The organism is Enterovibrio gelatinilyticus (genome assembly GCF_028683095.1).
GTDB classification, from domain to species: domain Bacteria; phylum Pseudomonadota; class Gammaproteobacteria; order Enterobacterales; family Vibrionaceae; genus Enterovibrio; species Enterovibrio gelatinilyticus.
Genome location: NZ_JAJUBC010000002.1, coordinates 258,129 through 273,000, shown reverse-complemented (window position 1 = coordinate 273,000; position 14,872 = coordinate 258,129). Strand labels below are relative to the sequence as shown.

Below are 14,872 nucleotides of genomic sequence, written 5' to 3'. Positions count from 1 at the left end.
GTGAAAGGCTTCACCCTAATCGAGCTGGTCACCGTCTTGGTGATCCTCGGTATTATTAGTGTGCTTGCCGTACCGCGCTTGTCGGGATCTGAAGCTTTTTCAGTGAACGGGGCACGGGATGCTGGCTTGTCTGTCGCTAGGCAAGTCCAGATCAGGGCGATGCAGCAGGAAGACCCTTCTGCAGACTGCCATGCCCTGACCGTTGCTGCCTCTCGTATGGGGGGCAGCGCCGCTTCTGGCTGTGGTTTCAATACCGATCGCAGCGATGTGATGGATTTATCGGATTCTTCCGTTCGCATCTCATCAGAACAAACGATTCATTTTGATTTGTTGGGGCGACCTGTAGCCGCCAATAACAATCGAATGTGCATCGCGTCTGAATGCAAGATCACCTTCTCGCAAGGTTCTAGCTCTGCGAGTATCTGTTTAAACAGCGAAGGTTACTTCTATGCCTGCAGCTGAAAAAAAAACACAAGCTTCAAACCCAATTTCTCGCCATCAGCGTGGCTATACGCTGGTGGAGCTGATTATTGGCATCGTCGTCTTTGGTGTGGCGATGGTGCTGATCAGCACGACGTTATTCCCCATGTTTGCCAAATCCGCCAACCCGCACTTTGAAGCCCGTGCCGCTGCGCTTGGCCAAGCGGTGATGAACCAAGTATTAGCGCGACAATTTGATCGCAATTCCGATCCCAATGGTAGCCGTTGGCGCTGTGATGAAGGCGCCGATGCGCTATTGGCGCAAGGCATTATTTCCCCGAACCCTGTGCCGACATGCACACCTACACCACTCTCAGCGAACGAAGGGTTTATTGCCACAGAAGATTACATTGGCTGTTGGGGTGACAGTAGCGTGTGTACTCGCCCATACCGAGGCACGTTGAGTCATTTAGTCGGTGGCACTGCTGACGACTACCGTGGTTTCACGGTAGATATTAACGTGGTGTATGACAACAGTACGTTTGATGATTCGACAGGTAACAGCAAGCTCTATAAACGCATTGATATGGCTGTCGATACCGGACAATTTGGCCGTTTTGATTTCACAGCGTATCGGAGTAATTTCTGATGTCGGGCCTGCGATTTCCACGGCAACGCGCATTAGCATCAAGGCGCGTAAACCAAGGTTTCACGCTGGTTGAACTGATCGTCACCATGACCATTTTGGCGATTGTCTCTGTTGGCATCTTTGGCTTTATTGAATCAAGCGCCACGGGTTACGTGGAATCCCGTGACCGTGAAGCGCTGCAATCCCAAGCCCGTTTTGCTGTTGAACGCTTGGGGCGAGAGCTTCGTCACTCAGTACCAAACAGCATGACGGTGTGGGATGGCGGTTCATGCCTAACCTACACCCCAATTCGTTATTCTGGTGTGTATAACCAGTTAGAAGAAAATACGAAGACACTGGATGTTGCGCTTTCTACCGAGCAAACAAATTGGCAAGACGCAGTCAAAGGTGGTGATCATCGCTTGGTATTTCTGCCAATGACACCGTCAGATCTTGTGGGTGGTGCGGCAAACAGTTTTGCGATTACTGGTGCGTCGGGGAGCACTCTGACGCTTGATAAACTTCCCGCTGCTGAATGGCCGGCAGCATCGCCATCTCAGCGTGTTTACCTTTACAGCCATTCAGTGACGTTGTGTTTTGATAATGGCGAGCTTCGTCGACGCGTGAACGATGGCGCGACGCCAAAAAATGTCACGCTGGCACAAAATATCGCGACCGGTAGTCGTTTCAATCTGTCTGGTGAATCACTCTCAAGCGGTAACCTGATCAACATTTACTATCGCTTCAATCAATCCGGTGAAACCTCTATCTATAACCAACAAGTGCAGGTTCTCAATGCGCCTTAGTCCTTCGTATTCTTTGCAACGCCAACAAGGCAGCATGTTGATTGTCGCTGTATTCGCGATTACCGCATTGGCAGCACTCGGCGCTGCCTTGATGCAAATCACTTGGTCACAAAGCGACACCACCACCCGAGAAGTGTTGGGTACACGCGCTTGGTTGGCTGCAAATAGCGGTACAGAAATGGCAATGGCGCAGCTGTTTCCATTAGCAAAAGATTCAGAAAACCTCCCAGAAGCCAGTTGTAGTGCGACTGCAATAACGACGAATTTTAGTTCCGCAGGCCTGACGGGGTGCTCTGTCTCTGTCACCTGTAACACTGTTGGTGTCGCGCCTTTGGCGCAATATCGAATAGAGAGCAAAGGTGAGTGTGGCAGCGGGCATTTGAAAGTGGTGCGCGTGCAAGAGAGTTGGGCGAGGAGTTTGATGTTATGAGGCGAATTTTTGGCTTCATTCTGTGCATGATTTCATCACTATCGGCATTTGCAGGTACAGAGACACTTTTTCCTGGGCCAGCTCAATCTCCGAAGGGAATGGATAATACGTTGTTTGACTTTCGTTCTGATAGCGGACTGGTGTTATGGGACGGAAACAGAGATGTACGAATTGGGTTTGAGGTATTCGATTTCCAGTCAAATGGTGTGGATCAATACTGCTCAGATGGAGAAGAACGCTTTGCATGTATTCATGATCCGAATTTTAGGGCGAAAGATCTTCAACTCCAAGAGTTGGTTATTGGTGATGGTGAGAATGACTTGGTGTTGGCAGATGAAACTTGGCTGACAGACTGCGGTTATAATACAGAGTGCCTCATCAAACCTTCAGAGCCAAATTATTCCAGCTATACCGTGGGTTCACAAAGCACGCTGTATATGGAGGAAGGGGTCTATTATTTTGGTACATTTACCCTTAGTGACTCTGCTCGCTTGATACCGCTGGGTAAAGTAGAACTGCATGTTAACGAGTTTCTATCATATGGTGCTAATAGCATTAACCCTTTAGCAGATCCTAGACAATTCATTGTATACCACCACAACCAAACGATTGATATTGATGACCGAAATTCCAAGTTGTCGATAAACTTTCCAACAGCTACACGAGCGTATTTTTATTCATCGGGGTTAGTGCACCTGCAAGCGAATGCTGAGTTATATGGTTCTGTAACTGCAAGGCAGATCCACATGAACGACAATGCGAAAATTTTTTATGCGGGGGAATACTACAACTACGAACTGCACATGGATCCGCTGCAAGCTCAAACAAACACCTGCTCCCGAATTCCAATTACCTTTAAAGTAACGAATGACAAAGGTGAGCAACAAGCTGGTATCTCTGGTGACTTAACGGTCAAAGCAACCAACCACTTAGACACCGCGTGTTGGGCAACCAGTGAGGGAGGAAACTGCGTTGGCCCTGATAGGTCGGTAACTTTGACTGCTGGCAGCACCAAACTTTGGCTTCAAAACAAAGCCATAGGCACCGTTAATGTCGAAGCAACGTTTAAATCCAGTGACACGGGTAAACTCACCTCCGAACAAGGCAACTACACCTTCAAAGCGGGTGGATTTCGTTTCTCTCCTTCACCGCTGAAAATGGTGGCAGGAAAGCCAGAGAAGCTCTCCATTGAAGCCGTTTATGGCGATTGCGACCCTACCCCAATACCTGATTATGAAGGGACGAAAAGGCTTAAGTTTGGCGAAGCGTCTTATCTGCAACCAACATATACGGGCGGAGCTGCGCCGACAAAGCCTGCGATCAATGATAAATCAGGCGAGCAAACGCTCAATGTTAACTTTGTCGATGGGCGAGCCAATAATGCGGTGACGGTGAGGTATGCAGACGCTGGGGCTCTGAGCATTCCTGTGGAAGAAGTATCGGCAGGAAAGAGCGGTGATGGGGATGAGACAGATATACCGGAAGCTCCGGAAAAGAATGCTGAGACAGAAAAGCTTCGAGGTGACGCAACCTTGCATGTTCGCCCATATACGTTCGCGATTTGTGACGTAAAAGCTCAAGACAAAGGGCAGTCAAAAGCTGCTGATGCGTTTACTTACGCCGGTGCGCCGTTTTCGGCGTACTTAAGGCCAGTTGTTTGGTTGTTGGGTGATAAAACAGATTCGTCCTTGATTGATCTTTCCGGAAAAGAATACTGCTCTCGTCTTTCCACGCCGAGTTTTTGGCATCCTGATGCGCCTGACGCCAGAGTTACGATTAATAATACGGCGCAAGTTGTGACGCCCACTGGTGGTACGTCAGCGTCAGTGAGTGGGGCGACAAATCAAAACCACACCGAGGCGATCAACGGCAGGTATGAATATCCATCCTTATCGTTGAATAATGTTGGCACGTTCAAACTGCGTTCTCGTGTTGTTGATAGCTACCTTGGGATGACGGTCAATCGAGCTGACTTACCTGTTGGGCGTTTTTATCCGTCTCATTTTATGGTTACGCCAGAGTTTGAATCTGGGGTATCTCGCAGCCACGATAGTTTGCATCAAGGGTTTACCTACCTAGGCCAACCGTTTTCTGGTGTTTACGTTATTAACGCCGCTACCACGTTTGAGACCCCTGTCAGCAACTATCATTTGCGAAGTGATAAAGCAGTATTTGATGGCTGGGTGATAGACCCTGTGAGTGGCTACCCGTATGCCGGGACGGATTTAACAACGCGTTGGGCATTTACACCCGACCCCTCGGTGGGGCAGCAAGGGCAATGGAAGGCGGGGAAGAATGGTGAGAGTGAGTGGGTTATTGATGGCCAAATGTCGATTGTTAAAGACGCTGTACCCGAAAGTCCTTTTACCCCTCTTAGATTTGCCGTAGGGGCTATCTCGTTCGATCAAGATAATACCGACTTTGTGTATTGTGCAGATGCCTCTAAAAGTGAGTGTGAAATGCGGGTTATTAAGCCTCAGGGGGACGGTAACCTTTCGTTAAGTGGTGTTCAAATCGCAACGGATGACTTCTATTTCGGCCGTATGCGCATAGAAGGTTTCACTGAAACTCAAGATTTAACGAATGAACAAACCCTGCCTGTTGCAGTCGAAGTCTTTAACGGCACGCACTTTGTTACCAATACACGAGACAACGCGACAATCGTTTCTACGGAAATTGGTAAGAAAGACGTGTTGTTCAGTGATAAAACCAACAACGCCGCTTTACAGGCTAAGATAGAGCTGCGTGATGATGCAAAAAAAGTCGTGAAGACAAAAAACGTTAAAGAAGGCCGTGCAGAGTTCCATGTTATCCCTCCTGACCAAAGCGCTGGGTTAAACCGCGAGCAGTTTCGGTACTGGCAGCAACTTGATAAAGCCGTGAGCGGTGTTGTGCCTCAAACTTGGTTGCAACACAATTGGCAAGGTAGTGCGTTTGACGATGATCCTTCCGCCATTGGCGTTTTTGGTTTTTATCGAGGAAGTGATCGAGTTATCTATAAAGGTGAAAAAAACATCACTTTGACAGGGGAATGAAAAAAAAGACTGATCTCATTCAGGTTTGTAGATCATCACCTTGCCGCGCCCCGTCTGCATTGGTACATTTAGCGGAATTTGAAAAATTTTAACGCTTGCAGGATTAACCGAAGATTATGTTTAAGAAACTTCGTGGTATGTTCTCCAACGATCTGTCTATCGATCTGGGAACCGCTAACACCCTTATCTATGTAAAAGGGCAAGGAATTGTTCTTGATGAACCTTCCGTTGTCGCTATCCGTCAAGATCGTGCAGGCTCTCCAAAAAGCGTTGCGGCAGTCGGTCATGAAGCAAAACAAATGCTGGGCCGTACGCCAGGTAACATTGCTGCTATCCGTCCTATGAAAGACGGCGTTATTGCAGACTTCTACGTGACTGAGAAAATGCTTCAGCATTTCATCAAAACGGTGCATGACAACAGTTTCATGCGTCCAAGTCCTCGCGTGTTGGTGGCTGTGCCTTGCGGTTCAACCCAAGTTGAACGCCGTGCGATTCGTGAGTCGGCGCTAGGTGCCGGTGCGCGTGAAGTGTATTTGATTGATGAGCCTATGGCCGCAGCGATTGGTGCAGGTTTACCTGTGTCAGAAGCAACCGGTTCTATGGTGGTCGATATCGGTGGTGGTACAACAGAAGTTGCTGTTATCTCTCTGAACGGTGTTGTTTACTCATCATCTGTTCGTATCGGCGGTGACCGTTTTGACGAGTCTGTAATTAACTACGTGCGTCGTAACTACGGCAGCTTGATCGGTGAAGCAACCGCTGAGCGCATCAAGCACGAAATTGGTTCTGCGTATCCTGGCGATGAAGTCTTAGAAATTGAAGTTCGCGGTCGCAACCTTGCTGAAGGTGTACCACGTAGCTTTACGCTAAATTCAAACGAAATTCTGGAAGCGCTGCAAGAGCCGCTAACGGGTATCGTGTCTGCGGTGATGGTTGCACTCGAGCAGTGTCCACCAGAACTAGCATCTGACATTTCTGAGCGCGGTATGGTATTGACGGGTGGCGGTGCATTGCTTCGCGATCTTGATCGTCTGCTAACAGAAGAAACCGGTATTCCTGTGGTTGTTGCTGAAGATCCGCTGACATGTGTTGCACGTGGTGGTGGTAAAGCGCTGGAGATGATCGACATGCATGGTGGCGATCTGTTCAGCGAAGACTAATCGTCTTCCATCAATTCCAGTAAAAAACAGGTTGTGACTGAATGAAACCAATGTTTGGCCGTGGGCCATCTTTACAACTACGCCTGTTTTTCGCTCTTTTGATATCAGCCAGCCTTATGCTGGCTGATAGTCGTCTTGGTGCATTCACCAACTTTCGCTATGTGCTCAACTCTGTGGTTGCGCCGCTGCAATATGCGTCCAATGTGCCACGAGATCTCCTTGATAGCTTGTTCCGCCAATTCTCGTCTCATCAACAGCTTTTGATCGACAACAGTCAGTTAAAAGAAGAAGTGTTGATGCTACGCAGCAGCCAGTTGCTGTTTGATCAAATGGAACAAGAAAACCAACGATTGAGAGAGCTACTTGGTTCCCCTTTCGTGCGAGACGAACGCAAAATGGTGGCCGAGGTGATGGCGGTTGACTCTGATCCTTACAAGCATCAGGTCATGATCGACAAAGGGCGAACAAACGGTGTTTATGAAGGGCAACCCGTTATTAATGAACGCGGGATTGTCGGACAAGTTTCCTATGTTGGCGCGCACAATAGCCGCGTGTTGCTGATCACTGACCCCACCCATGCGATTCCTGTGCAGGTGGTACGAAACGATGTTCGTGTGATTGCTGCGGGTCGCGGGCAAACGGACAATATCCAATTAGAGAATATTCCAAGCAGTGCAGATATTGAACCGGGCGATATGCTGGTGACATCTGGTTTGGGAGGCGTGTTCCCTGAAGGGTATCCTGTTGCAAAAGTGACGTCGTTTTCATTTGATAACCGTCGCCCATTCGCGCAAGTTGACTCGAAACCCGAAGTACAATTTGACCGACTTCGCTACCTGTTGCTGGTGTGGCCGAGCAATGTGGAAAAGCAGCTAGAACAGCAGAAAGCTGAGGCAATGCTAGACGATGAGATGGATCCTCTGACGCCAGAAATTGAAACACAAACGCCTGACGTTGAAGCGCAAAAGCCTGACACTGACGAGCAGCCTAAGCCTGATGCACAAAAAGAGATAACCAATGGCTAATTCTACCTTTCGCGGTCACGCGTTGATCTGGCTATCGTTCATTGTTGCCCTCATTTTACAAGCTGCGCCGTGGCCGGGAGAGCTCGCGCCTTTCCGTCCATCTTGGGTGTTACTCGTGGCATTTTATTGGGTGCTGGCATTGCCGCATCGCGTCAATGTGGGTACGGCGTTGGTCGTCGGCCTACTTTGGGACCTCATGTTAGGCTCTACACTAGGTGTACGTGGCTTAATGATGTCTGTGCTGGTTTATATTGTGGCGCTTAATTTCCAAATGCTTCGCAACATGTCTTTGTGGCAGCAAGCGGTGATTTTGTCTCTGCTAACCTTGGCGGGTAAAGTTTTAGAGTTTTGGGCTGAATATCTTGTATCAAATGTTCAGTTTGATCCCACACAGCTGTGGGCGGGTGTGCTCAACTTCTTGTTGTGGCCTTGGCTCTTTTTACTGCTAAGACGGGTTCGCCGTCAGTTTTCGATTAAATAGTCTGGAGAAGCAATGGCAGATATTCAGCTTTACCTTGCGTCTGCTTCACCTCGCAGGAAGGCATTGCTTGAACAGCTCTCTGTTCGCTTTTCTGTTTTGCGCGTTGACGTAGAAGAGCAACGAGAATCTCATGAAGAAGCGGCGGACTATGTCCGCCGTTTGTCCCTTGATAAAGCAATGGCGGGTGTTGAAGCCGCCCCCGAACCTCTGCCCGTTCTGGGCTCAGACACCATCGTAGTCTGTGATGGAGAGGTGCTAGAGAAGCCGCGTGATCTGAATGACTCTCGACGTATGTTGAGTATGCTATCGGGTCGTCAGCATCAGGTGATGACGGCAGTGACCATTGCTGACAGGAACCATTCATTGACTACGCTTGTCACAACTCATGTATGGTTTAAATCACTGCTTGATAAAGACATTGATGCTTACTGGCAAAGTGGAGAGCCTTGCGACAAAGCGGGTAGTTATGCGATTCAGGGGCTGGGTGGCCGTTTCGTGACACGTATTGATGGTAGCTACCACGCGGTGGTGGGGTTACCCCTTTACGAGACTGAAGCTCTGTTGAACGAATTCCAAAAATTATGTGGTGAATACCTATGAACGCAGAGTTATTGATTAACGTTACGCCAACTGAAACCCGTGTTGCCATGATTGAGGGTGGCAATCTACAAGAAGTGCATATTGAACGTGAAGCGAAGCGCGGTATTGTTGGCAATATCTACAAAGGTAAGGTCAGCAGAGTGTTGCCGGGCATGCAAGCGGCCTTTGTTGATATCGGCCTAGATAAAGCGGCCTTTCTTCATGCTTCGGACATTGTTCCACACACCGAGTGTGTGTCTGAGAACGAAAAGCAGCAATTTCAGGTGCGCGATATTTCTGAGCTAGTGCGACAGGGCCAAGATATTGTGGTGCAAGTGGTCAAAGATCCACTGGGCACAAAAGGCGCACGTCTCACGACAGATATTACGTTGCCATCCCGTTACCTTGTCTTCATGCCAGGAGCTTCTCATGTAGGTGTATCTCAGCGCATTGAAAGCGAGGAAGAACGAGATCGTTTGAAAAAAATCGTTTCGCGCTATTGTGATGATCTTGGTGGATTTATTATCCGAACGGCTGCCGAAGGCGCTTCAGATGAAGAAATGAATCAAGATGCGGCTTTCCTTAAGCGTTTGTGGAACAAAGTTATCGAGCGCCGCTCAAAGCGCCCATCTAAGTCGATGCTTTACGGTGAGCTAGGTTTGGCACAGCGCATTTTACGTGACTTTGTCGGTACAGAGTTAGACATCATTCGTGTCGATTCTCGCACGGGTATGGAAGCGCTCCGTGAATTTACCGAAGAGTTTGTGCCTGAACTGAGCCCGAAGCTTGAACTGTATACGGGTGAGCAACCGATCTTCGATATGTACGATACGGAGAACGAAATTCAACGTTCGTTGGATCGTAAAGTTGAATTGAAGTCAGGCGGTTACATCATCATCGATCAGACTGAAGCCATGACCACCATTGATATCAACACGGGTGCGTTTGTGGGACGTCGTAATCTCGAAGAGACGATTTTCAACACCAACACGGAAGCGACAAAGGCGATTGCTCGTCAGCTACGTTTGCGCAATCTTGGTGGCATCATCATTATCGATTTCATCGACATGATTTCAGATGAACATCGTCAGCGAGTCGTGCAATCGCTTGAACAAGCCTTACAAAAAGACCGCGTAAAAACCAACATCAATGGCTTTACCCAACTTGGTTTGGTTGAGATGACGCGTAAGCGCACTCGCGAAAGTATTGAGCATGTGCTGTGTGGGCAATGCCCAACGTGTGTGGGTCGAGGCTCTGTGAAAACTGTAGAAACGGTATGTTATGAAGTACTGCGCGAAATCACTCGCGTTAATCGCGCGTATGATGCGGATAAATTTGTCGTTTATGCATCGCCAGCTGTCGGTGAAGCGTTGGAAGGTGAAGAGTCTCACGCAGTGGCAGAGCTGGAAGTGTTTATCGGTAAGCAAGTTAAGGTACATATTGAGCCGCTATACACCCAAGAACAATTTGATGTAGTGATGATGTAATCAGGCGCTGATACTGGCGTGGTGTATGTAGCTTCATGATGAATATAGTTAAATGGTAAAGGTTGCCCAGCGATTGGCTGGAATTCTCACGTGGTTGGTGGTTATCGTTTTGGTGACCGCCGCGGTTGTGACGGCTTCAATGCGCCTAGTACTTCCCAACTTGGATGCCGCGAAAGCGCCAATTCAACGTTGGGCAAGTCAAGAAAGTGGATTTCATGTTGAATTCTCAACCTTTCAAGGGCATTGGCGTTATCTTCTTCCTTCGCTTTCCCTCCATGATTTCACGCTCTCTACCAATGAGGGCGGACACAGTGTGTTGTCTGCAACAAGCATTGAAATGCAGTTCGACCTTTTGGCCAGTTTTCAGCGCAGAGAACCCACGTTTACCAATGTCAGTATTGATGGTTTAGCGGTCGACCTTACTCAACTTCCTGAACGAAATACCGCATCGGACAAAAGCGGCAGTTTAGCCACTCAGCTAGAAAATTTGTTCTTAGTCGGCCTTGGGCAATTTGCCATCCACGATGCGAGCGTCACCGTATTGTCGCCATCTGATGAGCGAAAGACCATCAATATAGAATCACTGCGTTGGGATAACCAGTCGAGCCAACATCGTGTGCAAGGTGTGGTGAGTGTGGAAGGGACGTCGCTCAATCAAGTTGATATTCGCGGTGTTTTCACTGAAAGCGATGGTCTCGCATCTTTAAGTGGCGATTTTTATCTAAACGCTGAGGATGTGTCACTCAAGGCGTGGATCGCTAAATTCATCAATCCGGATGTGGCTTTGTCTAAAGCGAAAGTCGCAGGGCAAGCTTGGTTGACGGTTGAGAATGGCATGCCTAAAACGGCACTGGTGAGCTTGACCGACAGTGTCATTGCTTGGGGAGCCAAAGCACCAACACTTCAAACGCACGATACCTCGCAATCTGTTTCGATCCGTAGAGGTCAAATTCTACTTGAGCGTTCGGGAGATAATAATTGGCGGGTTGCGACCGAAGATTTTGCTATTAAAACAGGTAAAGTCCTGTGGCCTGAACCTAAGTTACGTGCCGATATTTCCCGCGATGCTTGGGCAGTGAATTTGGCTGCGCTGGACTTATCGTTGCTATTGCCGCTACGACATATGTTTGTGATTCCGGATGATGTCGAGCATGCACTGACGTCACTATCACTGACGGGCAACGCCTCAGATATTCGTCTCGCTAAACCGAAAACGTCAGACATTGCTTACTCTGTTGATCTTGATGACGTCGCATTTCAGCATTGGAGCTACTTACCGGAAGTTCACAAACTACACGTCTCGTTGGCGGGAGTAGGAACAAACGGTAAAGCCACCTTAGTGCTCGAAGATGACATCTTGCCGTATGGCGAATTTTTCCAAGCGCCGTTACCCATAGAGCAAGGTGATGTCACTGCCTACTGGGATTACACCGATGAGCGTGTCGTTGTGTGGTCGGACAATGTCGCGGTGCGATCGCCCGATCTTAACGTTGTGGGTGAGTTCCGACTCGATATCCCTTTTGAAGGGAGCAGTTGGCTATCGTTTTATGCCGAAGCTAATGCGAAGAATGCAGGGGAAACATGGCGCTATTTACCAACCTTAGCGCTGGGGTATGAGCTTACGGATTACCTGTCGTCAGCCATTCGAGGCGGTCAGGCCGATCACGCCAAATTGGTTTGGTATGGTGATTTCAACACGTTCCCTTACCCTCAGCATGAAGGTATGTTTCAAGCCTATGTGCCATTAAAGAATGCAAAGTTTAGTTTTGATACTCAATGGCCGATGCTCACTGACCTTGATCTAAACCTATTGTTCCAAAACGACAGCTTGTTTTTGGATGCGAGCAATGTCGGTTTGATGGCGGCGAGAGGCTATGATCTCAAAGGAGAAATACCGTCATTAAGCAATGAAAATGGTCAGTTGTTGATCGATGCAAAAATTGCTTCTAACGGTAACGACTTACACGAATACATGCTGGCCACTCCTTTGGTGGACTCTGTGGGAGCAGCATTAACACATGTGCAAGTCAACGGAGAGGTCGAGGGTGAAATCTCCCTATCTATTCCTTTAAATGGCGATGATGTGGATGTGCAGGGCTCTGCATCCTTAGGTGGGAATCAGGTTGCCATTGCAAGTCCGGAAATCGTCCTGAACAACGTCACAGGAACCATGTCGTTTGACAATGATGTGGTGTGGGCCAAAAAGCTTAAGGCGCAGCTTCTCGACCAGCCCGTTAATATTGGCTTTAAAGGGGAAGCTGAAGCAGAAAACTATTTGGTCAATATAGATATTGATGGCCAGTGGGAAGGTGACAAGCTGAAGGCAGCATTGGAGTTACCCGATCTTCAATTCATAGAAGGGCGTTCGGCATGGGATCTTGGTGTTGATATTGCACTAAAAGACATTGGGTTTACCTACGATGTTTTACTGGATGCCGATCTGACTCACGTCGATATCAATTTGCCTGCGCCGCTGAATAAGCCTTCATTGGTTGAAAGTCATGGTCGCTTAAAGGCCTCGGGAAATGAACGAGGCTTGGTGGGGCAAATTGAGCTACCTCAGCTTAAATATCAAGCGGATGTTGATATCAGTGGAGACAGGCCGACCGTCATTCGAAGTCGTACTGTCGTTGGTGATGGAGAACTATCACTCAAGCCACTATCTGGCGACGCTGTTAGTGTCGATGTGCCAGTGTTGGATGTCATGGCGTGGAAAAACATAATTACTCACTATGAGTTAGCTCAAGAAGGGAAAAAGCATGATTTCCCCGTCAACATGTCACCGCCATCAAGAGTGAATGTGAAAGCGAGTAAAGTGCTGGCAGACGAACTCACGTTTAACCAATTCTCACTCGCGGCGCGCCGGAAAAGCGATGGCTTTCATATTTTGGTAGGCAGTGAGGAGTTGTCGGGTGATGCGTGGTGGGATGAAGATGATCTGCTAACTGTGTCCATTGAGCACTTGTTTTTGAATGTCGATATTGATGATGACACCAACGAAAAAGCGGTGACGCCCGCCACTGCAGGGCGAAAAGCGACAGACATTGACCGTATTTTGATGTCTAAAATCCCGTCGACAGATTTGGTGATAGATGAGCTGTGGCTACAAGGTTACCGAGTGGGGCGTATTGAATCGCAGTTGCTGAAAACCGATCAAAAACTCACCTTGTCGAAATTTAAACTCGCCAGTGGGAACACGCGTTTAACCGCGAATGGCGGCTGGGAAATCTCGCATGATGGGATTAACAAGAGCCACTTAGCGTTTGGTATTCAAGGCCACAATAGTAGCGACTTAATGGGACGCTTTTCTGTGACGGGCGGGATCCAAGATGCCAGTGTCAAGACGAGTGGCAATTTGACGTTTGATGGTGCGCCTTGGTCGTTGGATATCACCACGCTAAATGGTACGTTGGAAACACGGCTTGAAGATGGCTATGTCAGTGGTGTCGGCGGGGCAGGTCGTTTGCTGGGCCTGTTTAGCTTGGATTCAATCTTGCGAAAAATGCAGCTCGATTTCACTGGTGTATTTGAGGATGGTCTAGCTTTTGATGAGATCAGTGGCAGCGCTTCAATCACTAACGGGGTAATTGTCACGGATAATATCCAGATGAAAGCGCTAGCAGGTGATATGTTTATTAAAGGGATAGCGAATCTAGAGAAAAATCAGGTGAATGCCGAAGTGCGATTTATACCTGATCTCACCTCGGGTATCCCAATATTAACCGCGTTTGCCGTCGCCCCCCAAACAGCGCTATATGTTTTGGCTGTGACGACAGTGCTTTCTCCAGTGGTCGATGCATTTACACAAGTTCGCTATCAGGTTACGGGGTCCATTGATGAACCCATTGTCAGGGAAGTATCGCGAATCACAGGCGAAGTGACCTTGCCAGAACAGGCAACGGAACGCCTGCGCAATGAGCAGAAAGGGAGTAATGAGTAATGACCAAGTTTGGTGTTGTACAGATGAACTCGGGGATAAATGCTGAAGAAAACCTTGATGTACTTGAAGGTCAGCTCAGGCATTTACGCTCTCAGGGGGCTCGCCTCATTCTCACGCCTGAAAACGCATTGGTTTTTGGCCGTAAAGAAGATTACGAAAAATACGCCGAAGAGCTGGGGCATGGCCCATTGCAAAAGCGTCTGTCAGAAATCGCGTTTGAGTTGGGCATTTGGCTAGTGATGGGATCCTTTCCTATTCGCAACCATGATGGCACCTTGAGCACCACATGTTTGGTGTACGATGCCGCAGGGAACTTGCGTGCTTCTTACGAAAAACTGCATATGTTTGATGTGGATATTGCCGACAATCACCGTAGTTATCGTGAGTCTGATACGTTTCGTGCGGGTGAAAACTTAGCACTGGTCGATACCCCTTTTGGTACGCTCGGTCTCTCAATTTGTTATGACATCCGCTTCCCTCAACTCTACTCTGCACTTCGCCAACGTGGCGCGGACATCATCATGGTTCCGGCTGCTTTTACTAAAGTGACAGGTGCTGCGCATTGGGAAGTGCTACTTCGTGCTCGCGCTATTGAAACACAGTGCTGGGTGCTTGCTGCTGCACAATGTGGCGAACACCAAGGTGGACGAGAGACTTACGGGCACTCGATGATTGTTGACCCATGGGGGCAAGTTGCGTGTCAGCTTAATGATAACGTTGGGACTGCATGGTCTGATGTGGATCTGGCGTCCAATAGCGCAATACGCAGCAAAATGCCGGTATTACAACATGCTCAGTTGCAATGCGTGATGAAATAGCGCAACCTCAATTCATTATTCATCCGGTAGTGGAACTTGCTACCGGACATGTCTTTTTTCAGC

Annotated in this window: 12 protein-coding genes; all 12 read left to right on the top strand. The window is 48.4% G+C overall.

The window, feature by feature from the left end; all coding sequences use genetic code 11:
• A complete protein-coding gene (locus LRP50_RS02810; protein ID WP_274162964.1) occupies positions 1 to 462 on the top strand; it encodes a type II secretion system protein in 462 nt (153 codons plus the stop codon).
• Positions 449 to 1,069, top strand: a complete 621-nt coding sequence (locus LRP50_RS02805) for a type IV pilus modification PilV family protein (RefSeq protein WP_274162963.1) — start codon at positions 449 to 451, stop codon at positions 1,067 to 1,069. The genes LRP50_RS02810 and LRP50_RS02805 overlap by 14 nt, the downstream gene beginning before the upstream one ends.
• The gene (locus LRP50_RS02800; RefSeq protein ID WP_274162962.1) at positions 1,069 to 1,854 is read left to right on the top strand and encodes a PilW family protein; all 786 of its coding nucleotides are present in this window, start codon (positions 1,069 to 1,071) and stop codon (positions 1,852 to 1,854) included. Before LRP50_RS02805 ends, LRP50_RS02800 begins: the two co-directional genes overlap by 1 nt.
• A complete protein-coding gene (locus LRP50_RS02795) occupies positions 1,844 to 2,284 on the top strand; it encodes an MSHA biogenesis protein MshP (RefSeq protein WP_274162961.1) in 441 nt (146 codons plus the stop codon). The genes LRP50_RS02800 and LRP50_RS02795 overlap by 11 nt, the downstream gene beginning before the upstream one ends.
• Positions 2,281 to 5,319, top strand: coding sequence for a DUF6701 domain-containing protein (locus LRP50_RS02790; RefSeq protein ID WP_274162960.1), 3,039 nt, complete (start codon positions 2,281 to 2,283; stop codon positions 5,317 to 5,319). The genes LRP50_RS02795 and LRP50_RS02790 overlap by 4 nt, the downstream gene beginning before the upstream one ends.
• Before the next feature lie 116 nt (positions 5,320 to 5,435).
• A complete protein-coding gene (gene mreB / locus LRP50_RS02785; RefSeq protein ID WP_028023145.1) occupies positions 5,436 to 6,479 on the top strand; it encodes a rod shape-determining protein MreB in 1,044 nt (347 codons plus the stop codon).
• A gap of 41 nt (positions 6,480 to 6,520) precedes the next feature.
• Positions 6,521 to 7,504: a rod shape-determining protein MreC gene (gene mreC / locus LRP50_RS02780; RefSeq protein WP_274162959.1), complete on the top strand. Its 984-nt coding sequence runs from the start codon at positions 6,521 to 6,523 to the stop codon at positions 7,502 to 7,504.
• Positions 7,497 to 7,985: a rod shape-determining protein MreD gene (mreD, locus tag LRP50_RS02775; RefSeq protein WP_274162958.1), complete on the top strand. Its 489-nt coding sequence runs from the start codon at positions 7,497 to 7,499 to the stop codon at positions 7,983 to 7,985. Before mreC ends, mreD begins: the two co-directional genes overlap by 8 nt.
• Positions 7,986 to 7,997: 12 nt before the next feature.
• Positions 7,998 to 8,585 carry a Maf family protein gene (locus LRP50_RS02770; protein ID WP_274162957.1) on the top strand — a complete coding sequence of 196 codons (588 nt, stop codon included), beginning with the start codon at positions 7,998 to 8,000 and terminating at the stop codon, positions 8,583 to 8,585.
• The gene (gene rng, locus LRP50_RS02765) at positions 8,582 to 10,051 is read left to right on the top strand and encodes a ribonuclease G (protein ID WP_274162956.1); all 1,470 of its coding nucleotides are present in this window, start codon (positions 8,582 to 8,584) and stop codon (positions 10,049 to 10,051) included. Before LRP50_RS02770 ends, rng begins: the two co-directional genes overlap by 4 nt.
• A 52-nt stretch (positions 10,052 to 10,103) precedes the next feature.
• Positions 10,104 to 13,991 (top strand): YhdP family protein, encoded by a 3,888-nt coding sequence (locus LRP50_RS02760; protein ID WP_274162955.1) that lies wholly within the window; start codon positions 10,104 to 10,106, stop codon positions 13,989 to 13,991.
• On the top strand, positions 13,991 to 14,809 hold the full coding sequence (locus LRP50_RS02755) for a carbon-nitrogen hydrolase family protein (protein WP_274162954.1): 819 nt from the start codon (positions 13,991 to 13,993) through the stop codon (positions 14,807 to 14,809). The genes LRP50_RS02760 and LRP50_RS02755 overlap by 1 nt, the downstream gene beginning before the upstream one ends.
• Positions 14,810 to 14,872 lie beyond the last annotated feature (63 nt).